Genomic DNA, 23,739 nt, shown 5'->3' on the forward strand with positions numbered 1-23,739 from the left:
TGAAGAGACCATGGAGAAAATTCACTTATAGGAGGTGTGGTTATGGCGCTGAACATGTTTTGTTACCAGTGTTCACAAGCGATGAACGGAGAAGGTTGTACGGTAACAGGTGTTTGTGGAAAGGAACCAACAGTTGCTAGATTACAGGACAACTTGGAGTTTATACTAAAAGGCATCTCTGCATATTACTACCATGCAAGAGAACTCGGTTACAAAGACGAAGAAATAGCGGCATTCCTCAGCGAAGGGCTATACTCAACTCTCACAAATGTGAACTTCGATGCTCAGGAGTTTGTAAATCTTGCACTCAAGGCTGGTATGATGAACTTCAAGGTTATGCAACTTTTGAAAAAGGCACACATTGAAACTTATGGAGAACCAACACCAGTTGAGGTTGAAACTGGCACAAAGGAAGGCCATGCTATCATCGTTACCGGTCACAACTTGAAGGCTCTTGAGGAATTACTTAAACAGGTCGAAGGTACGGATGTTTATGTGTATACACACTCAGAAATGCTACCAGCCCACGGGTATCCTGGACTGAGAAAATACAAGAATCTTGCTGGTAACCTTGGTGCAGCCTGGTACGACCAAAGGGAACTCTTTGACAAAGTCCCAGCCGCGATATTGGGAACTAGCAACTGTGTATTGCTTCCAAAAGAATCCTACAAAGACAGGATGTTCACAACATCAATTGCAAGACTACCTGGAGTGAAACACATCGAAGGTTACGATTATTCAGAAGTTATAGCCAAGGCAAAGTCGTTGCCAAAACTCCCAGAACAACCAGGAAAATACAAACTCACAACCGGATATTCAGCAAGCGTTGTGAAGTCGCTTGCAGGAAAGATAAAAGAACTCGTCGAAGCAGGTAAAATCAAACACTTCTTCGTCGTCGGTGGTTGTGACACACCAACAAAGCGAGGAGCTTACTACAGAGAATTCGTCCAAAAACTTCCGAAAGAAACCGTTGTTATTACACTCGCATGCGGAAAGTTCAGAATTAACGACTTACAACTCGGAGATATCGAAGGCATTCCAAGGCTTATCGACGTTGGACAGTGTAACGATACAATCGTAGCACTTGAAATCGCAATGGCACTTGCAGAAACATTCAACGTTCCGGTTACTGAATTACCTCTGACGCTCGTTCTCACATGGATGGAACAGAAAGCTGTTGCGATACTATGGACGTTACTCGCTCTTGGGCTAAAAGGTATCTACATAGGTCCTGTACTACCAGCGTGGGTTAATAAAGACATACTCGATGTTCTTGTGAATAACTATGGTCTCAAGCTCATTGGAGAACCTGAAGAAGACATTAAAGCTATTCTTAAGGTATAACTATAACGATGCGGTTCCCTTTCAATGGGAACCGCTTTTATTTTTTCATGGTAAAAAATTGGATAGTTCCATCAGCCAAGGTTACAAGGACTCCATTTTCGTAAGGTAAAACATCCATCACATATCCTGCCCAAACAACAAACTTATGGTATTTTCCAGTGGTTGCATCAATAACAGCCAGTTCTCCATTGTTAGTTCCCAGAATAATGTGTTCAGCGTTGAGAATTTTTGGGGAACAACCTATCGTTGAAGAACCTATATTGCTGGACCAAACAATGTTCCCTTTCGTCCCATCTATTTTATATACTCCTCCGTTAATTGTGGAAATAAATATAAAATCTCCAACTTTCTCAACGGCTGAATAACCTATACCTGGTATTCTTAGACTCCAGAGCTTTTCTTTTTTTTGTACATCCATCGCATTAACAGTTCCATCGGTATTTGAGTAAATCAGTAAAGCTCCAACAAGTGTGGGGGTTGAACTACCAGATGTGTAGTAGGTTTTTCCAATGTTAAATCGCTCAACTAGTTTTCCATATTCATCTATCAAGTAAATGTTTCCATCCCAGGAAGGCTGAAAATAAATACTATCTTTGAAAAACGGCTGCACTTGAAGCAGGTTTTTTAAATCGTGTTTTGCCATTACTTTAAAATCAGAAAGTCTCAAGATGTAGAAATATCTACCAGCACAGATAGCAATTGTAGAATTACCTGCTTTTAATGAATAAACCGGCTCTGACAATTTTATCTGCCTAACCAAATTTCCTTTGCTATCAAAAAAATAAATCTTTCCTTCTAAATCTCCTATGACTACTTGACTTTTCTCCACTTTTGAATCTCTTGATTCTGAAATTATCTCCACGTTCGCCACAACGGGACCTACACTTTTTCTCCAAATCACATTACCATTTCTCAAAAAGACCACATTTCCAGAGTAATCAGCAACAATAACTCCATCCTCGAAAAGCGCTGGTCTTGAATAGATAGTGTCTTCCAAACTGAAAGTCCATGCCTTCTTTAAAACATTCTGGTCGCTGCTTTGTGCCCTTTCCAATTTAAAAAATCTTTGGTGAATTCCATCTTTACCAACAACGGAGATTCTCAAAAGAACTGAAAAATCAGTTTTCGGAACGTTAGTAAGTGTAACTTCGTAAGTTGAAAACTTATGGGCGTTATACTGCAATGCTCGTTCATATATCAATCTGCCATTAGCTAAGATTCTTATTCTCTCAGCTCCAATGTAATCAACTTTTAGTTTCAATGTATTATCAGAAGCTTCCATAAGTTTTATCGTCGCATCAACCAGCTGCCGTTTTTTCTTTTCAAGGGGTATGCTTTTAATCATTTGAAATTTACCATCGTCAATATTGTATTTCCATAGGTAAGCCTGTTCACTATCCCAGCTCAAAACAGTCATATTTCCGTCCTTTGCAGCTCCGAGAGTTTGAAACCATGCACCGTTGTAACTACCAGAATAATCGTATTTGTGGACATGCCCAGAAAGAGCAAAAATAACATCGTATTTGGATATTATATCGATTATTTTCCAACCATCGTCCGTGTATGTTACTGGTCCGCCCAATGGGTGGTGTGAAAGTAATATTACCGGCTTACCTTTTATTTTGGCTTCCTCAAGCTCTTTTTCCAACCAAGCTAATTGTGCTCTTCCAACATGACCACCGTGTTGAAAATACATCGAAGTGTCGATACCCAAAAAAATAAATTCACCAAGTTCCTTGGAAAAAACTTCGTAAAGACCTTTCGAATAACTGTCTAAATTTTCCAGCATCTTACTCTTCCTTACCACATAGCTCCAACGCACGTCATGGTTTCCCAAAAGAGCATTGTATGGAATTTGTGCTTTTTCAATAACAGACAGTGCGTTTTTTAATCTTTCAAATTCTTCATCACTTCCCATCTCGGTTAGATCTCCGAGCAAGAAAACATATTGTGGCTTAATTTCTTTTATTTTGTTTAACAATCTTTCTGTGGTTTTCTGTTTGTACGGAAAGTGCAAATCTGTCAGTAAAACAACATATCCTTGGTGCGAGAAGAACGGATAAGATTTTACATTTCCATCTTGGCTAAGAAGTAGCTTTGGAGTAAATACAACAAAAACCAAACACAAAAACACTAAAATTCTTATATTTTTGCTTTTCAACTTCCGTGCCCCCTATTTTTTGAGATTTTCACAATTTCATTTTTAAAAATTCCCGCCGTTGCGGCGGGATTGCTTCCATAATCTTATTCTTTTCACTGCTTCTTAGCTTGGTAATAGCATCTTTTCGGGGATTCTATCCTACCTTCCTCTTTCAGTGCCTTTATCGCTTTATCAACATCTTCTTTTGAAAGTCCAGCTTTTTCCGCAATGTCACCCGGTCTTAAAGGCTTGTCTGATTCCATGAGAACTTTGAAAACCAGTTCCTTCTTATCCATCGGTGTATCCCCCCTAAATATAAAGTGAACCTACTTTAAATTGATACGTGGTATAATTATTATAGCACAAAATGCCAAGGGAGTGACTGGTGTGAAAGATATTAAACCAAAATTAGTTGTCAGCAGATGTTTTTTTGAACACACAAGATACGATGGTGGAATCATCTCGAGTGAAATCGTAAAAAAGCTCGAAAGATACTGTGACTTTATAAAAGTTTGTGCTGAAGTTGAGATAGGCTTACCAATTCCCAGAGAACCGATAGATGTATTTCTTATAAGAAACGAACTAAGACTTATGAATAAAACAATGTCAGAGGACCTTACGGATAAGATGATTTCTTTCAGTCATAAATTTGCCGATAGTCTGCCAAACGATATCGATGGGATGATATTAAAATCGAAATCTCCATCCTGTGCCCTAAACGATGCAAAATTGTATGGGGAAAACGGGAGAGTCATTTCGAAAACACCTGGGTTATTCGCAAAAGTGATGTTGGAAAGGTTCCCTCATCTTGCCATTGAAAGTGAAATGAGACTTACAAATGATAAGCTGAGATTTGAATTTCTCACGTTCATTTTCACACATGCACGTTTTAGAAACGTTAATAGCAAGAAAGAACTTGTTGAATTTCATTCAAGGAATAAGTATTTATTAATGGCGAAAAACGAGAAAGTGATGCGTGATATGGGAAAATTGGTAGCACAAAATGGTTTCGATGAGACTACAAAAACCGCATATGAAAAATTGCTCGTAAAGGCGTTGAAAACACCTTTGAAAGTGCCCAAAGTCATTAATACACTCCTGCATTTATATGGTTATTTCAAAGACAAGCTATCATCACAAGAAAAGGCGTATTTTATGGATTTGCTAGAAGACTACAGAAACCACATTGTAAACTTGCAAACTCTACTCGCAATCCTAAAATCCTGGGCTATAAGATATTCGGTTGATTATGTCTTGAATCAAACGTTTTTTGAACCATATCCCAAGGAATTGGAGCAGCTAAAACTCGAAAGAGATGTAACCGAGAGGTGAGATAAGGTAGATGGAATCTACTCTTAGCACTGTTTCATATGTTATGTACTCACTTTTAAAGATTACCAGGTTTTCGAACATTGTTGAAAAGAAAATGCTAGAAAACAAATTTAATAAATCTCCAGCACCTCCAAAGAAATCTACATACAAATTGGCTGAAGTTTCTCTTTCCTATATCTTGCAAAGGCAGGTTTGGGAAATTAAACCCAAGTATTCTAAACCAAAAATAGTGGTCATTTTCCTTCACGGTGGAGCGTACGTTGCAAATCTAACTAAGATGCATTGGAATGTTGTTCAGAAAATAGTTGAAATGATTCGTCCGATAATTTATGTACCAGATTACCCCTTAGCTCCGGACTCGAACTGGAAAGATACTTATACATTCATGGATGAGTTATATTGTAAAGTGCAAGAAAGATATGCAGATAAGAAAATCGTCTTCATGGGAGATTCAGCTGGTGGAGGACTGGCTCTTGGGTTTGCGCAAAAATTGAGGGATAACGGTAAGAAGTTACCAAATCACATTGTTCTTTTCTCTCCATGGCTTGATTTGAGTATGGGCAACCATGAAATTAAGGAATATGAGAAAAAAGATGTGTTCTTAACTATTAAAGGTTTAAAATATGCTGCTCAAAAATATGCTGCAGGTACAGATTTAAAAAACCCTTATCTCAGCCCCATATATGGTGATTTCTCAAAACTTTGCCCAATAACTGTCTTTACAGGAACAAATGATTTACTGCATCCAGACTCTAAAAAATTACGGGAGGTATGTACGTCTCAAGACCTCCCGTTGAATTATTTTGAATACCCTGGAATGTTCCACGACTGGGTAATCTTCACATTCCTACCTGAATCAAAAGATGCACTTGAAAAGATAAAAGAAATATTAGTAACGGAGTGAAATTTTAGTAGTTATTCCAAACAAACCTAATTATCTCATCTTGATACTGCATGGCAACGTACGTTGGAACGATAAAGTTGTTGACCATTATAGCGAACGCTACTTTTCTACCAGTCTTTGTAATCATTATCCCTGCTATGTTTGAAACTTTCTGCAAAGTTCCAGTCTTTGCGTATAGTGTTATATCGCCAAGTCTCCTTTCCATCGTACCTTCTATTCCCGACCTTGCTAATGTTGATATAAACCCGTTGAGGCCCCCGTGGTTTTTGTACGCGTAAACTAACGTTTGTGCAACCATGTATGGTGTAGCAAGATTGTAAGTTGACAAACCTGAACCGTCGTTCAATTTGAAAGGATAATATTCTCCGAAAAGTTTCTTGTAAAAGTCATTCATCACTTTAAGTGAGTTGTAAATGCTTCCCAATCCGTAGACTCTTAGACCCACTGTTCTCAATATTTGTTCAGCGTAAGAATTGCTACTGTACTTGTTTGCAACCGATATAAGGTTCTTTAAAGGGACGGATTTAATTACTATGAACTCTCTATAGTCATTTCTTAACTTGCCTACTTTAACTGTACCGTAAACTTTGATACCGTAGTCATTGAGAATCTTCCTAACGTTAAGCCCAAAATTCAACGCCACAGCGTCAATATCGTATGGGTTAAACGTATTAGGATTTTCTTTAAGCACAAGTGCATCAATACTTGGGTTTTTGTAATCCCACTCCCAACCAATACCCCATCTTTCGTTTGAGAAAAAGGAATTATCAATAACGATATCACCATCGATTTCTTTAACACCTTCGACAATGAACTTCTTAAAATTTCCTCTGAGTGTCTCAACACTCATCGAGGGATCTCCATTACCTTTTATGACGATATCTCCCCTAATCCTTGGTGAAATGTTACCACGTGGGACATAAACGGTAGTGGTATAGCGGAACTCAGGTCCAAGCACTTCCCAAGCCACAAGTGTGGAAAACAGTTTTGTCAATGAAGCAGGAATAAAAAGGTTATGCTCATTGTAGCGAACGAGTGTATTACCATTGTCTACATCAACAAAATATACACCAACAAACCCACCTTGTGGCACTTTCGATGTTATAAGTGAATAAATATCTTGTGATAAACCAAAGGAAGGAAAAAGTAAAAACGATAACAATAAGAGGAAAAGACATAAATTTTTAATTTCTTTATTCAACAAGTTGATGTATGCTTTGAACACCGATTACTTTGCCTCCTACATCAACGTATAAAGTATCTTCTGTGATTTTTAAAACAGTCCCTTCAACAATTTGTTCATCCACTTTTACCTTAATCCTATCTCCTTCTCTTGGAACTAAGTATTTCTTCCAAAGTTTTGTGATGTTCTCAGTTTCATTTCTGTAACTTATCAATAAATTCCACGCATGTTTGTTAATAGCATCAAGCAAGTAAGTGATTTTTACCTTTTTCTTTAAAATGTCTTTTAGGGAGATTGCGATATCTTTTAAATCATCTGGAATGTCGTTGTTCACGTTAATTCCTATACCTACAATTATTGCAACTACTCTGTCGTTAACAGAAACAGCTTCTGAAAGTATGCCAGCAAGCTTTTTACCGTTGTAATATATGTCATTGGGCCATTTTATGTAGACATTCACCTTCAGCTTTCTTAGAACCTCCACAATGGCTATAGAAAATACCTTTGTGTATGAATGAAGGCTTATGTGCACCTTCGGTTTAAAGAGAACTGAGTACCAAAGTCCCCCTTCTGGAGAATACCACGTTCTTCCCATCCTACCTTTGCCAGCTGTTTGCTTAATGGCAACTACTATAGCTCCATCGTGAAAAGACTTATAGTTCCTTTTCAAAAACTCGTTTGTGCTATCAACCTCGTAAAGTACTTCTATCTCTTCCCCTATCATCTTTACACTCAGCTCCCTTTAGCCGTTTTCCAGCAAATACACCTGTAAAACTATAATGCTTTCCTTCTCAAAAACTCTTTCAACCTGTGTCTCAAGAAAATTGCGGAAGAAAGTAAATAAACCACTGCACCGAAAATTGTAGATGGAATTACCCAAATACGTCTTGATGAAATAGTAGAAAAGTAATAAGTCGCCACTCCCATGATAAATGAAGACAAGATAATGTACAAATCTTCTTTTTCGAAAAGCTTTTTGTTTTGCTCTTTTATCAAAAGGTACAGAAATCCTATGATTCCTGCAACACTTGTAGCTAAAGCGACTCCAACAGGTCCATACTTCAAACCAACAAGAAGGTCCATCACTACATTCGATACAGCAACTATCGTTGTGGCTTTTAAAGGAGTTTTCATATCTTTCATTGCGTGACGAGCACGCGTCATCGTTGAATACATACCATAAAAAGGTAATCCTAAGACGTATGCGTTTAATACCTGGGCAGTAATTCTGGTATCTTTTGCTGTAAATTGCCCATATTCGTAAAACAACCGAAGTATTGGCTCGTCGAGAACAATAAGTCCGATTGTTGCGGGAACTGTGAAGAACAGTGTCGAAGTTATACCGTGTTTTAAGTGTTGGGTATAATTTTCTCTATCGTTGCTGATTGTTGAGAGTATCACAGTCGCCACAGCCACTCCAAACAAACCATACGGAAGCATATAAAATCTTGATGCATATTGAAGATAAGAGACTCCTCCGCCCAGTCCTCGACTGTAATATGAGACCACGTTCGTGTCAACTATGCTGTTAATTTGAGAAATGGACATCGCTAAGAAACTGGGCCAAAATAATTTTAAGAACTCACGTGTATATTTAAAAGTGAAACGGAGTTTGTGCCTTCTTAAAGGATAAGCAAGCGCCAAGAACGCAGCGGCTTCTCCAATTAAAAAACCCCAAGTAGGTCCGTAAATACCCAAACCTGGGACCAACATAAAGATTATGATTACGATATTTGGAATAATAGGTGTTAACGCCGGATAAAAGAACTTACCACGTGTGTTTTCAATAGAATACGTTATTGCCCACCAAAAGATGAAAAGTATTGAAGGAGCAGTAATTCTTGCTAAAACACGTATAAGTTCTTTCGTTTTCGGTGCAGCACCTGAGCTGAAAAGGTATATGACTATATCTGGGAATATCATGACTGCCGACACTATAATTACCAAGACTATTGTAAAACTTGTCAGAACGGAAGATAAGAACTCATCTTTGTCTTTAGACTCACTGTAAAGTGGTACAAATGCAGAGGTCATCGCACCTTCACCGAAAACCCTTCGTAAGAAAAACGGGAACAAGATGGCTACAAAATACGCATCTGCTTGCCAAGATGTTCCAAATTTTGAGGCCATGAGCATATCTCGGACAAGCCCCAAGACTCTTGACAAGAATGTCGCTATAGCGAATGCAAGGCTACTTAACATTACACTCAATTCTCGATAACCTCCAAAGATTAGGTCGGTTTATTTTGCGTAAGCTATTGAGCGTTTTTCCCTTATCACAACAACCTTAAGTACACCTGGATATTGTAGTTCATTCTCTATTCTCGTTGCAATATCATGTGCCAATTTCTCGATTGTTGCATCATCGGTTTTCTCTGGCTGGACAATAACCCTTATCTCCCTACCAGCTTGTATTGCATACGCATTTTCAACGTACTTATAGCTTTTCGCTATCTCTTCAAGCTTCATCAACCTCTTGATGTAACTTTCCACATCTTCTCTTCTTGCACCTGGTCTTGCAGCCGAGATAGCATCTGCAGCGGTAACTATAGCTGCTTCTGGTGTTATTGGTTCTTCTTCCCCGTGGTGTGCCATTATCATGTTGATAATTTCGTCAGATTCTCCGTATCTTTTAAGAATCTCTGCACCTATAATTGTGTGTGAACCTTCAACTTCGTGGTCAAGGGCTTTACCTATATCGTGCAACAAACCTCCACGCTTTGCCTTATCTACATTCAGTCCAAGCTCAGCTGCGAGCAAGCCAGCAATTTGAGCTACTTCGATTGAGTGGTTTAGAACGTTCTGACCATAGCTTGTCCTAAATTTCAATCTACCGAGCAATTTAATAATTTCTGGGTGGAGTCCTCCAACACCAACTGCAATTACTGCCTCTTGACCTGCCTCTTTGATTTCTTTTTCAACCTCTGCCTTCGCTTTTTCGTACATCTCTTCTATCCTTGCTGGGTGAATTCTACCATCCTGGACCAATTTTTCTATCGTTCTTCTTGCGATTTCTCTTCTCAACGGGTTGAAAGAACTCAAAGTGACCATTTCAGGTGTATCATCGATAATGAGGTCAACACCTGTTATCTTTTCAAAAGTCCTTATATTTCTTCCTTCTCTTCCTATCAAACGACCTTTCATATCATCGTTTGGTAAGGCAACCGTGCTGATAGTAACCTCACCAGTGTACTCGGGAGCATACCTTTGAATAGCGTCTGCAATAACCTTCTTTGCATACTTTTCAGCATCTTCTTCGTATCTCGCTTTAATTTGAACAAAGACTTTTGCTATTTCGTGTTCGTATCTTTCCCTTGCCTCTTGCAAAACTATTTCTCTTGCTTGTTCGTGAGTAAGACCTGCCAGTTTGGTAAACTTCTCTTGAATTTCCTTTTCTTTTGCCTCAAGTTCCTTTGCCTTTGCTTCTAATTCCATTTTTAAGTTTTCAATAAAACCTTCGCGTTTATCAAGCATCTCTTCGCGTTTACTAAGAAGTTCCTCACGCTTCAAAATCCTTTCCTCGAGTTGCTTTATTTCCTCTTCTCTTCTCTTTCTTTCTCTTTCTATCTCTTCGCGAATTTGGTGTGCTTCTTCGCGCGCTTCTATTATCATTCTTTTCTTTATCTCGGTAGCTTCTTTTTCCGCATTCTTTATTATGGTTTCCGCATCTTCCTTAGCAGCCTTTAATTTCTTCTCAATATCTTCTTGTGCTTTTTTTCTACCAACCGTGCTTCCAAGGTAGAAACCTAATGCCAGACCTACGACCGCTAAAATTATGTATATCAAAATATCCATTACCAATCACCTCCAAAACCATGTCTGTATAGTTTTTCTCGCTTTTTGTGTTCATCTAATCCTTTCGTCAGTTTTTCGATAATCTCTTGAACATCAACTTCTTCAAGAACTTTTTTTATTGCATCTTCTATAATGTATTCATCTACATGTAGTTGCCTGAGTTCATAGCGTATCCTGAAAGGACCTTTGTAGTGTATTACCAAGCTATCGTAAGCATAAAGATACGCAAACTTTTCGTCATCAATAAAACCGCTCTCTTTGAGCTTTTCTATTGTTTGGTTTATAACTTCATCTGAAAAGCCTTCTCTTTTAAGCCTATTTTCTACTTCCCACTGGGAACGGGCTCTAAATTTGATGAATCTTAGGGCAATACTCAAAGGATCAGATTCAGCCCTCTTTTTTGAGCTTCTGTTTGATTGTTTATTATGTTGATAGCCTTTTTCGTCTTCCCAATCGCTATGGAACTCAAAACTATCTAAGTTGTTTCCGTTGCTTTCAACTTCGTATTTACTTTGTCGCCTTTTCCGCATTCTTCGTTCCTTCTGCAACTTGCGTTTCTTCGCTTACCGGTTTAGAGAAGTATTTCTCGCGTATTCTTTTTTCAATTTCATCCGCAATTTCGGGATGTTCCACAAGATAACTCACAGCGTTTGTTTTTCCTTGTCCGAGTGAATGTTCTTTTCCGTCGAGTGCCTCGTACGTGAACCAACTCCCTCGTCTGTCTATAAATCCTTCGTTCACCGCTATGTTGAAGAGTTCGTTTTCGCGAACAATTCCTTTTCCATAGATAATATCCACTGTTGTTGTTTTGAACGGAGGTGCGACTTTATTCTTCACAAACTTAATCGTTACCTCGTTTCCTACATGTTCGTTTCCTTCAACTATCTTACCGGAAGACCTAACTTCCATCCTCATCGTTGCGTAAAACTTTAACGCAACTCCACCGGTGGTTGTTTCCGGATTGCCATACATAACCCCTATTTTCATACGCGTTTGGTTAATAAAGATAACTACCGTTTTGGATTTGTTTACATTTCCTGCGAGTTTTCGTAAAGCCTGCGACATCAACCTTGCTTGAAGACCTATCTGCGCATCTCCCATTGCCCCTTCGATTTCAGCACGTGGAACGAGTGCAGCAACCGAATCAATAACGATAAGGTCTACAGCGTTGCTTCTAACAAGTTCATCAACGATGTCGAGTGCTTGTTCGCCGTAGTCTGGCTGTGAAATCAAAAGCTCAGAAAGGTTTATTCCAAGGTTTCTTGCATAATTCAAATCTAGTGCGTGCTCTGCATCGACGAATGCAGCTATTCCACCAAGTTTCTGGACAGAAGCGATAGCATGGAGCGCTATCGTTGTCTTACCACTTGACTCCGGACCATAGATTTCTATGATTCTTCCACGAGGATAACCACCAACGCCTGATGCAATATCAATAGCAAGCGAACCACTTGGAATAACCTCTATACTTTGAACAAGGTTATCTTCACCAAGTATCATTATCGAACCTTTACCATACTGCTTTTCAATTTTGCTAATGGCTTTCTTCAGTACATCCTTTTTCATTTCATCTGACATTCTTCATCAGACCTCCCTCAAATTTTAGTTTGTAGACCCATTTGTAAATGGGACCTTGCGGCGTTAATGTGGAACTGTAAATCGTGACTCCATCAACCACAAGCGTTATCTTGGGTGTTTGGATACCTTCAACTAGCTTTTCCCAATCGTTTGGGTATTCTTTTACCCTGCCTAAAGTAACGTGTGGAACGAAGTTACCTTGTTCATCGTATTTGATTTTGTTTTTGTTAAGTTCAGACTTCATTTCAAGAAATAACCTTTGCAAAGATTTTGTAGGTTCAAGTTTTAAAAATAGCACTCTTGGAGAATGCTTAAATTTGAAATAACCAAAACCTGCTAAATCCGTGCTGAACGATGGAAAACCTTGTAATCTTTTCTGGAGAGCCTGAGCCATTGAATCAACAACTTTCTCATCCATCTCACCCAAGAAAAAGAGCGTAAGATGAAGGTTCTCCGGCTTTGTCCATGTAGCCTTGAACCCCATGGAGACAAGTTTGTCTATAACTTCTTGTGCAACTTCCCTTATTTCTGGATTTACGTCAATAGCTATGAACGTTCTCACAGTAAACCCCTCCAGGTCTTTGTTTAAGTACTTTTTTAAGCAGTTTTTCAGCGGTTCAAGTATATTCGATTTTGGTAAAGATAAATCACTCCAGAGAGTATTGTAACAATGGCTACAAAGTATACCAGAACCAAATTTACTTTTACAAATAATAAGCCAAGAGAGAAAAAGTTAAGTTTCTCAACGAATAGCCCGATTGCCAGAACCATCTGAGATACTGTTTTCATCTTGCCGAAGATATTAGCAGCGATGATGTTACCAGATTCGGATGCAACCATTCGAACGGTACTAACCAGTGTGTCACGAAAAACCAAGATAACCACAAGCCAACCAGGGAGCATACCAAATTCTACAAAAACAACAAAAATCGACGTAATCAAAATCTTATCACTCATCTGATCGAGAACCTTACCAAGTTTTGTAACCTGCCCGAGCTTTCTGGCGAAATAGCCGTCTACATAATCACTAAGGGCTGCTAACAAGAACAAAAAGAAAGCCCAAGCGTATTGGTCAAGATACATCAGTAGCACGATGAAAACTGTTGAAATAATTCTCAACCAACTTATCGTGTTTGGCAAGTTGAAAATAACGTTCGTATTATCCGATAATTTCAAACTAACTCTCCCTCCAAATCATATGTGTCAGCTTCTGTGATTTTAACTTTTACAAATCCTTTTAAATTACTACCTTTGAAAAAGACGTTACCATCTATCTCTGGAGCATCCATGTAACCGCGACCTATGAGGACTCCACTGGCTTCTTCTTCAATCAAAACATCGATAACTTTTCCAACGTATCTTTGGTTTCTAATAAACGAAATCTCTGCTTGTGCTTCCATTAACTGATCCAACCTTTTTTGAGCAGTTGACGGACGAACTTTGTTTGGTAGCTTGTAAGATGGTGCGTCCTCTTCGTCTGAATAAACAAATGCTCCAAGCTTATCAAACTCAACATGTCTTACAAACTCCAATAATTCTTCGAAATCTTGGGATGTCTCCCCTGGAAATCCTATAATCACCGATGTCCTAAGTACCGCTTCTGGATACATGGTCCTAATCTTTTCAAACAGCTCTTCAAGTTCTTCTGGTGTTTTGGTCCTGTTCATAAGTTTCAAAATCTTCTCACTACCATGTTGGACTGGTATATCAAAGTACTTTACTACTTTTCGGTACGAAAACCCCTCAAGAATTTCGTCCGTTACATGGTCTGGATGCATATACATAACTCTTATCCAGAAGTCCCCGGGTATGTCGTTCAATTGCTTGAGTAGCTCTGGAAGCATCGATTTTCCGTACAAATCAATACCATATCCCGTCGTATCTTGTGCAACCAAGATAATCTCTTTTTTCCCCTTTGAGACTAAGTGTTTCACTTCTTTCACTATATCCTCGAGCTTTCTACTTACAAAACCCCCCTTAAATTTTGGTATTGTGCAAAAAGTGCAAGCGCGGTCACAACCATCAGCTATCTTTACATACGCATACGGAAGGTCATCATCAACCCTTCCTTCAAAATCGTATACAGCTATGGGATCTGTTACATACTTCTTAGTTTTCTCAAGGTTGTCTGCTAAAACTTTTGGTGGAAGAACACCGAACCATCCGTCTACCTCTGGGATTTCAACAGGTAACTCCTTGGGATATCGCTGGACCAAGCATCCTGTGACAAATATTTTGAAATCTCTTCCTTCCTTTTCCTGTTTCCTTTTGTGTTCAACGAATTCCAAAACCGTGTCAATCGACTCTTGTTTTGCATCCAATATGAACCCACAAGTATCGATAACTACTCCATCTGCTTCATCTAAATCGTCAACAATTTCATGCCCAAGTTGCTGAATATGGTGCTTGAATAGTGCGAAATCTGCTTCGTTCTTTGGGCATCCTAAAACCACGATGTATAATTTCAAGAATTCCAACCTCCTCACCTAACACGCTTTTCACTTTTCACGTTTCAAAACATTCTTCATATACTTCTTCCTTTTTTCAAGGTACAAGTCTCTAATTTTTGAAAGTTCAAATTTATAGACTTCTTCTTTGTAATTTGGATAAGTAAAATCGTAATCCTTCCAGGCTCCATTTATATACATCAACGTTGGTTCCGCATATATGCCCTGTCCAATATATATCCTGTGGGGCCACATCTTCGTTGTAGCCAAAACGAACTGCATGTGGTGTATATATCCAGGGTCAAGGTTGAAACGTCTTTTACCATCTACTGCATGTTTTAACTCCAATTCGTTCGTCTTAATCTTTATTGATGCTAATAACGACGGATGAATCAACCTCTCAAAACTAATTAACTTTCCTGTTATTCCAGAGCCCATTTCTTCGTTATAGTAAAGTGTGTACTTTTCAAAATCGAGTTCCGGACTAATGTAATCTATAGGTCCAAAAAGAGATATCAAATCAGGTTTCACAGTTTCAAACCAGTAATCCAACTGTGCCGAAAAAATAAATATCACTAAATTCACAGGCTCAACAATTTTCACTTTTCCCATATAACTTCCACCTCGAAACGTGGTATTTTTACAACCTTCACACGGTTCCCGTAAAGCCGCAAGATACTCTCGCCAAAGACCACATACTTTCCAACATCCAACTGTGTTTCTTGGCTGTGTAAAACCCCATTAAGCACATAATTGCCCCTTAAACCTTCTATCGTCACAAGAGGGGCTTGCTTCACTTTTGACACGTATTTGTATGTGAATAACAACATTAAAACACTTAGTAGTGTCATCACATAAAACAAAATTCTTATCAACTTTTTCGACATTTCTTCACCTTTTAACTCAACTGACGATTTAACAAAAGCCTCTGACCTTAATCTTGACTACTTCAAATTCCAGAATCTTGGAACCTATGATTAATTATACAATAAAATTCCAAAAAATGAACACTGTATCGAAATAATTAAAAATATCCACAATTATTACCATTTATGAATCTAAACTTTTTTAGCCAAAAATAACATCGAGAAACAGCAAAATCGAAGATAAATATACCACTATATATTGTTGGTGGTAAATTTTTGAACACAAATTATTGATTGGTGGTAAATTTCTGGTAAGTTTTTGGTAAGTTTTTACCACCTGGTGGTAAGTTTTCTACCACTATATTTTGTGAAAAACAAAATTAGCTTACTATCCATAGGTTTTTGAGAATCATTCTCAACAAAAAACTTACCAAATTTACCGGTAGTGAAAAATTTCACAGCTTTTAGGTATGCCTAATTGCACTTAAAACGTTTATTCATCGTAATTAGAAAAATTTACCACCTTTAATGTGGCTTAAAATCATTGTTTTTCGTAAAAACTTACCAGAGTGGTAAGTTGTAACAAAAAGGTGGTAAGTTGTAATATGCACCTGTAATACGCTTGGATAAAAGTTTGCAGTGTTACAATTAGGTAAACTTACCAAATTTACCACCCTTATATATAATACTACTACTAACTTAACGTAATATATATATACCTATCGTTAAGGTATAGGGTGGTAAATTCCTAAGTTAGCCAAGTTAACCAACCCAACATGAGGGGTTACACCAGAAACAGAAATAGAAAAAATTGGTTAGGATGATTCAGTTGTTTGCTGAATTTATCCTAACCAATCAAAATAAAGGCAAGACAACAAGTTCTTAAGCAAAGAAGGTTTTGTTATTATTTTTGAACTCTAAAATCTCGGGAAAGCTTTTTTAGAGAATTTAAATGTAGTATTCTAGCTAATACAACCACAAGAACAAGACCTATTAAAATCAGAACCAGCGGTGAAATCTTGAGAAAACCGTAGATTATGTACATTAAAAATGCTATTAAAGCAGTGAAAACAGCGTATGGTATTTGCGTATTTACATGGTCCATATGGTCACAACTTGCGAATATCGATGAAAGAACGGTTGTATCAGAAATTGGTGAACAATGGTCTCCGAATATTGAACCTGCGAAAACTGCTCCTGACATAACCGTAACCGACAACCAAGCATCACCTGTCAGCTTGTAAGCAATTGGAATAGCTATTGGCGTAAGAATTGCCATAGTTCCCCAAGAAGTGCCTGTAGCAAACGAAATAAGTGCACCAACGACAAATATAATTCCTGGAACCAAGGCAAAAGATGTTCCTTCTTTTATTGAGGACACTACAAATCCTGATAAGTCAACGTCTTTTGTCACACTTCCAATAGACCAAGCAAGAACGAGGATAGTACAGGCAAGAAGCATCAATTTGAATCCATCAACTACTGTCTTGAAAGTTTCGGAGATATCCATAAGCTTGAAACCGAGAGCCAAAACGATACCTGTAAACATCATAGCAAATGCTCCCCACAACAAAGCAGTTGCGGCATCGGCATTTCCAAGCTTTTCTATCAGTGTATTACCACCAGCCTTAGCACCTGTGTAATAGAACCCCCAGATTGTCACTCCGATTAAAGCCAAAATAGGAAGGACAAAAGTTATAATCATCGGTCTTTTTTCAATCGGTTCGCCAAGTTCAAAACCTACATCCAATAAAGGCATTGCACCATCACGTTTCGTTTTACCTTCTTTTTGGGCGCGTAACTCTGCTTTCAGCATCGGACCAAAATCCCAGAATGTAAACGCTATAACTCCAACAAATACAACTGTAAAAAGACAGTATAAATTAAACGGAATGCTACCAAAGAATGCAGATAGAGGAGAGATGTCTTTGATATTCGCACTTTCCATACCTTTTTGAATCATTCCAAGTTGGTAAGCTATCCAGTCTGATATGAAAAATGTAGCAACTGGAGCTGAAGTAGAGTCGAGAATATAAGATAACTTTTCTCTAGAGATTTTATGCTCTTCAAAGATATCCCTAGTAACATTACCAACGATAGCAGCATTCACATAGTCGTTGAAGAAGACAATAACACCAAGCAACCATGCCCATACAGTTGCTGACCTCTTCGTTTTAATCTTGGTTCTTGCCCAATCTGCCAACGCTTTACTGCCACCAAGGCGCCAAATAAACGCAATTCCCGCCCCCATTATTAAATTGAAAAGCAAAAGCTTCGCATTCCATTCATCCGCAACCGAACTTGCAATCTTCTCGAGCGAGTAAACAACTGCTGAAAATGGGTTGAAGTTGTTAAGCAGTAAACCGCCAGTTAAAATACCTAAAAAGAGGGACAATATAACGTTCTTTGTAATGAAGCTAAGCACAATCGCTACAAGTGGCGGCAAAATAGACCAAAAAGTTCCAACCATACCAACACCTCCCAAGAATGAAATGGAAAAGAACTCCTTTGGTGTTTTCTACATTGTATCAAATCAATGGGAAACTAACCAAAGCAATGTGTGGATTAAAAGGAGACGTAAGAAGATGAAAGATTTCAAAATTCTTTCTTGGAAATGCTTTTCAAAAATTTTTCGATGAACAAGCTCATGTTTTCGTAGTGAGTTCCACCCCAGTAGACTTTTCCACACCTTTCACATTTGGCAAATTCGTCAAATGTTTCCTTGACTTTTTCAGGGAGTTGCTCCTGAACATCTTGCTTTGAAACACTTATTAGTTCACCGTTGCATTCCATACACCTTGTAAATGGAGCAAACCAATTTTGAAGGCTGTATCTGAGAGTTACTTCCCTAAGTTGTATTTTCGGGTCATCTGAGCGCAATATGTAGCCATAAGTCACTTCGTTTCTTTTCAAAATACCCCTGTCTCTTGTAAGGATGATAAGATTTTCAGAGAGCGCTTTTGAAACGATTTCATCGTCGTCCACAATCCCGTACTCAGCACTGATTCCCAGCATTCTAAGAAATCTTGCGAGCTTTCCAAGGTGGATATCCAAAATAAATTTTGGAACTCCTTCATATTTTGGGGTTAAAATGTATTCCTTTGGTATATCCAAGTTACACTCTGGATAAACGAAATACATATCACCATTTTCCACAATTTTGTCAAAGACCACAAAGCTTTTCTGGAGCGTTATAAAATACACCTCGGTGTGTGGAACACCGAGGCGCTCTACACAATCCTTTATTGTTTGATTAATTCCGGCGTCTAAGTGTACGTATTGTCTTCCAGCTAAATCTACCAAACTACCAAAAAATCTGATTGTTATTTTGGTTTCCATATATCACGATACCCTCACAATATCGTTAATAAGGGCACCCGTGGATATGTAAGTTATCCTCTTCCCTGTTTCTGATTCGATAAACTTGACAAATTTTTCAAAATTCTTGTCGTCCAAGCTTTTCCAACCATCGAATTCCACGTATTCAACATGAACATTGGAAATCAAGCCTAAATCATAAGGCATATCTATAACTTTGCCGTGTTCACTTGTTTTGTATTTGACAGCAACCTTTACCTTTTCCATTCCAACCAAAACATCTGCTTTCGTCATTATCATTTCGTCACAATCGGATATTTCAATCCCGTATCTGAGAAGCGGTAAATCAAGCCATCCACATCGTCTTGGTCTGCCAGTTGTTGCTCCATATTCCTTCCCAGCTTTTCTGAGCTCATCTGCTTCCTTACCAAATAATTCTGTTGGAAACGGACCTTCACCAACCCTTGTCAGGTATGCTTTAAAAACACCTATACGCTTATCGATTTTTATAGGATAACCTAACCCAGCTTCAACACCTGTGACGTTGCAATATGTTCCAGTAACGTAAGGATAGCTACCCATATCAACGTCAAGCAAAACTCCTTGAGTTCCTTCAAACAGAACGTTTGAATTATTTAGTTCAGACCTGATTTCGAGTGGAGAAACAATGTAGTCTTTAAGCTTCTCGTATTCTTCAAATATGCAATCGTAATCATCCCATTCTATTGAGTAAAGGTTCTTATACATTTCACTGACAAAACGCAATTTTTCAAACGCAACTTCTTTTTCTTTTAGGTCTATCAATCTCAATCCTATCCTGTGCACCTTGTCGGCATATGCTGGTCCAATGCCTCTTTTTGTCGTTCCAACAGCCTTACTCCCTTTTGAAAGTTCAAGTTTTTCGTCGAGCATCTTGTGAACAGGCAAAACAATATGAGCCAGACTGGAGATTTTCAATCTACCTGAGATATCAAATCTAATCTTTTTTAGTTCTTCTACCTCGTCATTCAAGACCTTCAAATCCACAACAACACCGTTTGCGATATATCCTTTAGTTTTAGTTCTTACGTCAAAGGAAGGTATCAAGTGATGTACCAACTTGAATTCACCGTACTCAACTGTGTGGCCAGCGTTACTACCACCGCTGTATCGAACGACATAATCGAAATCTTTGGAAAGGTATGTTGTTACCTTTCCTTTTCCTTCGTCCCCCCACTGAAGACCGTAGCAGACCGCTTTCATTTCTCTTCATCTCCTCTTCCCGTAAGTTTTGTGAGATTTGTATACAAAAATGGATTTGTTATTCAATCATTCGAATTGTTTAGAACTCGACATGAAAATCTTTGTAATCTTGTGGAGGCAAGATTTCTTCATCGTAATCGGTGATATAACTCCAACCATTTCCTTCCATAACCCTTTTGAAAAGTTCATTTAATTGCTCTGAATTTCCTCCAGCAACAATTGTTACACTTCCATCCATTTCATTCTTCACGTAACCTTTAACACCTATTGCACGTGCTACGTTTTTAACGAAATGTCTAAACCCCACACCTTGGACAATACCACGTACATTCCACTTTTTCCAAATGGTGCCTTCCATAACTTTCACACCACCTTTGTTCCTCTTCACTTTGAAGTATTATAGTTTTTTTTCAAAACACGCTTTTTTTATAGCACAATTTTTTGAAAATTCAATCTTGAAATATCGGAGTTTTTGTGTATAATTCTTGACAAAGAAAACGCCAATCAAGAAGTAGTAAGAAGGAGCAATTTAAAACAGATGAAAGAAACAAAAAGTTCGAAAGCTCTAACAGTTGATGAATACCAAAGCAAACAAATAAGCATGATGGTTATGATGATGTGGCGTACCGACCGTCCGGTATGCCTGTAGTTTGTTGGAAAGCAAAAGGACGGTCGGGTGAGAAAATCACCCGACCTTTTTTTATACCCAAAGAAAAATTTCCTGGGAGGTGATACTGTGAGCAAAATGGGCGGGGTTGTTGTAGTTAAGTTTGGTGGTTCAAACTTCAAAAACTCTCAAAGCTACTCTGAAGTAATAGCCAAAATCAGAGAAATACTTGAGTTTGAGAAGGAGAAAACGTTAGTTTTGGTTGTAAGTGCTGTTTATGGAGTTACCGATAGATTAGTTAACGCGGTTAACAACTTTCAAAACCTTGATGTTCGAACCTTTTTGCATGAACTTTACGATTTACACGCTTCACTATTAGTAATGAACAATGGCGGAAATTCTCATGAAATAGAAGAAGAACTTAGAGAATTAGAAAACAAAGTCTTTGAACTGGAGAAAATATTCAATGCGGTCAAGTTACTTCACAAGGTGCCTGATTTTGCAAGGGATTTAATCATCAGCTACGGTGAACGTCTTAACGCATATGTATTGCAAAAATTACTGCAAAGAGAAGGTCTTGATTTTGAACTTAGGATGCCGGAAGAGTGGATAATAACCGATGGAAAATTTGGGAATGCATCTGTGCTCCTTGAACCTACAAAACGCTTGATTGAAAAACGTTTGGATGATTGGAAAAACAATCATTCCATAGTTCCTGGGTTTTATGGTGTATCGAAAGACGGTGATGTAACTCTCTTGGGACGTGGTGGGAGTGATTACACAGCCACTGTTTTGGCATATGCTTTAGATGCAAATTATGTTGTACTTTTTAAAGATGTCAACGGTTTTCTTAGCGGTGACCCGAAAATTGTCGAAAATCCAATATTGCTTGAAAAACTCAGTTACGATGAACTTGAGGAGCTCTCATATTTTGGTGCGAAGATTGTCCATTCAAATGCAGTGGAACCACTTAAGAACCGTTCAATACCATTGTATGTTTGCAGTTTTTCAGGAAGTTTCAATCTCCAAAAATGTACTTTAGTTTCGAATGAAAAACATCGTTCTGAGAGGTGTGTGAAGAGTGTTTCGTTTACGGATGATGTAGCAATTGTCCAGTTCTTTGGGGCAAATTTGGGACGGGTTCCAGGTGTATTGGGTGAGATTTCAAAAAGTATGGCCCAATTTGGTTTAAATATTAAGTTCGTTATTACATCTCAAACAGCGATAAATCTAATAGTTTCTAAAAAAGACCTTCCGGAAGTTATGAGAGTTGCAGAAACGCTTAGGCTTAGAGAAATAGAGAAGATTTCATATAGAACGGACAAGGCACTCGTGGCAGTTGTAGGTTACGGTTTACTCGATACACATGGTATAGCAGCTAAAGTTTTTGGCGCGCTGTCGAAAGGTGAAATAAACGTTGATATGATTTCCGCAGGTGCTTCCGAAGTTTCGATGTATTTCTTAGTTGATGCTCAGAAAGTAAAGGATGCAGTTAGGATGGTCCACACTGAACTTTTTGGGAAGTGTTAAACAAACCGAAGAAAGGGGGCGATGTAGATGGACAACTTGAGAAGTATAGAGGAAATCAACAAGAAAATTGCCAGAGGAGAAGCGGTTGTCCTTACAGCTGAAGAAGTTGTAAAACTCGCTAAAGAGGAAGGTATCAAGGAAGTTGCAAAAAAAGTGGATGTTGTGACCACGGGAACGTTTGCTCCAATGTGCTCCAGTGGGGCGTTTATAAACTTTGGTCACACGATGCCCCCTATGAGAATGGAAAAGATAAAACTTGCTGGTGTGGAGGTTTACGGCGGATTAGCTGCTGTGGATGGATACATTGGTGCAACGCAAGAATCAGAGTTTGACAAAACGTTTGGTGGCGGGCATGTTATAGAGATGCTTATAAGAGGGGAAAGCCTCTTACTTGAAGCTTACGGAAAAGGCACAGATTGCTATCCAGGAAAGTATTTCAGAGGGTATATCAACAAGGATATGATAAACGATTTCTTCCTCTTCAATCCAAGAAACGCTTATCAAAACTATGCAGCAGCTACGAATAGTTCAGAGAAGACACTTTATACCTACATGGGTAAGTTGTTGCCAAATTACGGTAATGTGAATTATTCAACATCAGGTGAACTCAGTCCGTTACTTAAAGACCCGAAAATGTTGACAATAGGTATTGGGACAAGGATATTCCTCGGAGGTGCGGTCGGATACGTTGCTTGGTATGGAACGCAGTTCAGAACGCAGGTGAAGGAAAGCGAATATGGTGTTCCTCTTGTTCCGGCACGCACACTTGCACTGATTGGTGATGCTAAGAAAATGGAGCCAAAATTTGTAAAAGGGGCATATTTTAAGAACTACGGAGTGACACTGTTTGTTGGTGTTGGTGTCCCAATACCAATTTTAAATGAAGAGATAGCTTACTATGTCAGTCTTTCTAACGAAGAGCTCTACACAGAGATAAAAGATTACTCCAAGCTGGAAAGACCTACTGTTGGCGTAGTAAGTTACTCACAACTAAAGTCGGGTAAGGTTGAAATAAACGGTAAAGAGGTAAGAACTACATCACTTTCGAGTTTAGAAAAAGCCAGAGAGATAGCCCATATTCTCAAAAAATGGATACTAACAGGTAACTTCTTTTTGACGAATCCATTGGCAAAGCTTGATGAAGAACGAACGCTGAAAAACCTTTCAAAAGTTGAGCAGATCGTTCCTCAATTGGAAAATGAGAAAGTCGAATATGTTATGGGAGTGTTAAATCCAAAAGATAAACTAAACGAACACAAAGAATGTGTCAATTGTGGTGCTTGTGTTTCGGTATGTAGCTATGAAGCACTTTATTGGGAAGAGGATAAGGTGAAATTTGATGAGTCAAAGTGCGTATACTGTATGTTGTGTGTTGATACATGTCCTGTTGGACTGAAATTACCGGATGAAAAGTCAGAGACGAAATTTGAAATGCCTTATTGATGAGTTGAAA

At 38.4% G+C, this 23,739-nt stretch carries 22 protein-coding genes; 5 read left to right on the forward strand and 17 right to left on the reverse strand.

Translation table 11 applies throughout. The features are described from left to right. Window positions 1–48 precede the first annotated feature (48 nt). A complete protein-coding gene (gene hcp, locus AC3M61_RS02345; protein ID WP_500779393.1) occupies window positions 49–1,344 on the forward strand; it encodes a hydroxylamine reductase in 1,296 nt (431 codons plus the stop codon). A gap of 37 nt (window positions 1,345–1,381) precedes the next feature. On the opposite strand, the gene AC3M61_RS02350 is transcribed toward hcp, so the two are convergent. Together AC3M61_RS02350 and AC3M61_RS02355 are read right to left on the reverse strand one after the other, a co-directional pair. Next, a complete protein-coding gene (locus AC3M61_RS02350) occupies window positions 1,382–3,505 on the reverse strand; it encodes a metallophosphoesterase (RefSeq protein WP_500779326.1) in 2,124 nt (707 codons plus the stop codon). Between the two features lie 92 nt (window positions 3,506–3,597). Then, window positions 3,598–3,780 carry an HTH domain-containing protein gene (locus AC3M61_RS02355; RefSeq protein ID WP_064011820.1) on the reverse strand — a complete coding sequence of 61 codons (183 nt, stop codon included), beginning with the start codon at window positions 3,778–3,780 and terminating at the stop codon, window positions 3,598–3,600. A gap of 91 nt (window positions 3,781–3,871) precedes the next feature. On the opposite strand from AC3M61_RS02355, the gene AC3M61_RS02360 reads away from it, so the two are divergent. Together AC3M61_RS02360 and AC3M61_RS02365 are read left to right on the forward strand one after the other, a co-directional pair. Further along, on the forward strand, window positions 3,872–4,816 hold the full coding sequence (locus AC3M61_RS02360) for a YbgA family protein (RefSeq protein WP_500779327.1): 945 nt from the start codon (window positions 3,872–3,874) through the stop codon (window positions 4,814–4,816). Window positions 4,817–4,826: 10 nt separating this feature from the next. Continuing rightward, window positions 4,827–5,720, forward strand: coding sequence for an alpha/beta hydrolase fold domain-containing protein (locus AC3M61_RS02365; RefSeq protein WP_500779328.1), 894 nt, complete (start codon window positions 4,827–4,829; stop codon window positions 5,718–5,720). Between the two features lie 4 nt (window positions 5,721–5,724). Here AC3M61_RS02365 and AC3M61_RS02370 read toward each other — a convergent pair whose 3' ends face one another. The 15 genes from AC3M61_RS02370 to AC3M61_RS02440 all read right to left on the reverse strand — a co-directional run bounded on the left by AC3M61_RS02370 (window position 5,725) and on the right by AC3M61_RS02440 (window position 20,507). Next, on the reverse strand, window positions 5,725–6,945 hold the full coding sequence (locus AC3M61_RS02370) for a D-alanyl-D-alanine carboxypeptidase/D-alanyl-D-alanine-endopeptidase (protein WP_500779329.1): 1,221 nt from the start codon (window positions 6,943–6,945) through the stop codon (window positions 5,725–5,727). Then, entirely contained in the window at window positions 6,914–7,627 is a 714-nt protein-coding gene (locus tag AC3M61_RS02375; protein ID WP_500779330.1) for a biotin--[acetyl-CoA-carboxylase] ligase, read from the reverse strand. Before AC3M61_RS02375 ends, AC3M61_RS02370 begins: the two co-directional genes overlap by 32 nt. A gap of 50 nt (window positions 7,628–7,677) precedes the next feature. Continuing rightward, window positions 7,678–9,105 (reverse strand): murein biosynthesis integral membrane protein MurJ, encoded by a 1,428-nt coding sequence (gene murJ / locus AC3M61_RS02380; RefSeq protein WP_500779394.1) that lies wholly within the window; start codon window positions 9,103–9,105, stop codon window positions 7,678–7,680. Window positions 9,106–9,144: 39 nt separating this feature from the next. Further along, window positions 9,145–10,692: a ribonuclease Y gene (gene rny / locus AC3M61_RS02385; RefSeq protein ID WP_500779395.1), complete on the reverse strand. Its 1,548-nt coding sequence runs from the start codon at window positions 10,690–10,692 to the stop codon at window positions 9,145–9,147. A gap of 5 nt (window positions 10,693–10,697) precedes the next feature. Further along, on the reverse strand, window positions 10,698–11,228 hold the full coding sequence (locus tag AC3M61_RS02390) for a regulatory protein RecX (protein ID WP_500779331.1): 531 nt from the start codon (window positions 11,226–11,228) through the stop codon (window positions 10,698–10,700). Further along, complete coding sequence (gene recA / locus AC3M61_RS02395) at window positions 11,206–12,276, reverse strand: recombinase RecA (protein WP_500779332.1); 1,071 nt, start codon at window positions 12,274–12,276, stop codon at window positions 11,206–11,208. The genes AC3M61_RS02390 and recA overlap by 23 nt, the downstream gene beginning before the upstream one ends. Further along, complete coding sequence (thpR, locus tag AC3M61_RS02400) at window positions 12,266–12,838, reverse strand: RNA 2',3'-cyclic phosphodiesterase (RefSeq protein WP_500779333.1); 573 nt, start codon at window positions 12,836–12,838, stop codon at window positions 12,266–12,268. Before thpR ends, recA begins: the two co-directional genes overlap by 11 nt. A 47-nt stretch (window positions 12,839–12,885) precedes the next feature. After that, window positions 12,886–13,452, reverse strand: a complete 567-nt coding sequence (gene pgsA / locus AC3M61_RS02405; protein WP_500779334.1) for a CDP-diacylglycerol--glycerol-3-phosphate 3-phosphatidyltransferase — start codon at window positions 13,450–13,452, stop codon at window positions 12,886–12,888. Further along, on the reverse strand, window positions 13,449–14,744 hold the full coding sequence (gene rimO / locus AC3M61_RS02410) for a 30S ribosomal protein S12 methylthiotransferase RimO (protein ID WP_500779335.1): 1,296 nt from the start codon (window positions 14,742–14,744) through the stop codon (window positions 13,449–13,451). Before rimO ends, pgsA begins: the two co-directional genes overlap by 4 nt. Window positions 14,745–14,774: 30 nt before the next feature. Further along, window positions 14,775–15,335 carry a DUF4416 family protein gene (locus tag AC3M61_RS02415; RefSeq protein WP_500779336.1) on the reverse strand — a complete coding sequence of 187 codons (561 nt, stop codon included), beginning with the start codon at window positions 15,333–15,335 and terminating at the stop codon, window positions 14,775–14,777. Then, on the reverse strand, window positions 15,323–15,610 hold the full coding sequence (locus AC3M61_RS02420; protein ID WP_500779337.1) for a hypothetical protein: 288 nt from the start codon (window positions 15,608–15,610) through the stop codon (window positions 15,323–15,325). The genes AC3M61_RS02415 and AC3M61_RS02420 overlap by 13 nt, the downstream gene beginning before the upstream one ends. 883 nt (window positions 15,611–16,493) lie before the next feature. Beyond that, window positions 16,494–18,059, reverse strand: coding sequence for a Na+/H+ antiporter NhaC family protein (locus AC3M61_RS02425; RefSeq protein ID WP_500779338.1), 1,566 nt, complete (start codon window positions 18,057–18,059; stop codon window positions 16,494–16,496). Window positions 18,060–18,184: 125 nt separating this feature from the next. Next, entirely contained in the window at window positions 18,185–18,928 is a 744-nt protein-coding gene (locus tag AC3M61_RS02430; RefSeq protein WP_500779339.1) for a Mut7-C RNAse domain-containing protein, read from the reverse strand. A gap of 3 nt (window positions 18,929–18,931) precedes the next feature. After that, a complete protein-coding gene (locus AC3M61_RS02435; RefSeq protein ID WP_500779340.1) occupies window positions 18,932–20,149 on the reverse strand; it encodes an adenylosuccinate synthase in 1,218 nt (405 codons plus the stop codon). Between the two features lie 79 nt (window positions 20,150–20,228). After that, window positions 20,229–20,507 (reverse strand): acylphosphatase, encoded by a 279-nt coding sequence (locus AC3M61_RS02440; protein WP_029683877.1) that lies wholly within the window; start codon window positions 20,505–20,507, stop codon window positions 20,229–20,231. Window positions 20,508–20,894: 387 nt separating this feature from the next. Here AC3M61_RS02440 and AC3M61_RS02445 point away from each other — a divergent pair, with 387 nt between their 5' ends. Beyond that, complete coding sequence (locus AC3M61_RS02445) at window positions 20,895–22,286, forward strand: aspartate kinase (protein WP_500779396.1); 1,392 nt, start codon at window positions 20,895–20,897, stop codon at window positions 22,284–22,286. Between the two features lie 27 nt (window positions 22,287–22,313). Beyond that, on the forward strand, window positions 22,314–23,729 hold the full coding sequence (locus AC3M61_RS02450) for a homocysteine biosynthesis protein (protein WP_500779341.1): 1,416 nt from the start codon (window positions 22,314–22,316) through the stop codon (window positions 23,727–23,729). Window positions 23,730–23,739 lie beyond the last annotated feature (10 nt).

The sequence above is a fragment of the Fervidobacterium sp. genome (assembly GCF_059913585.1).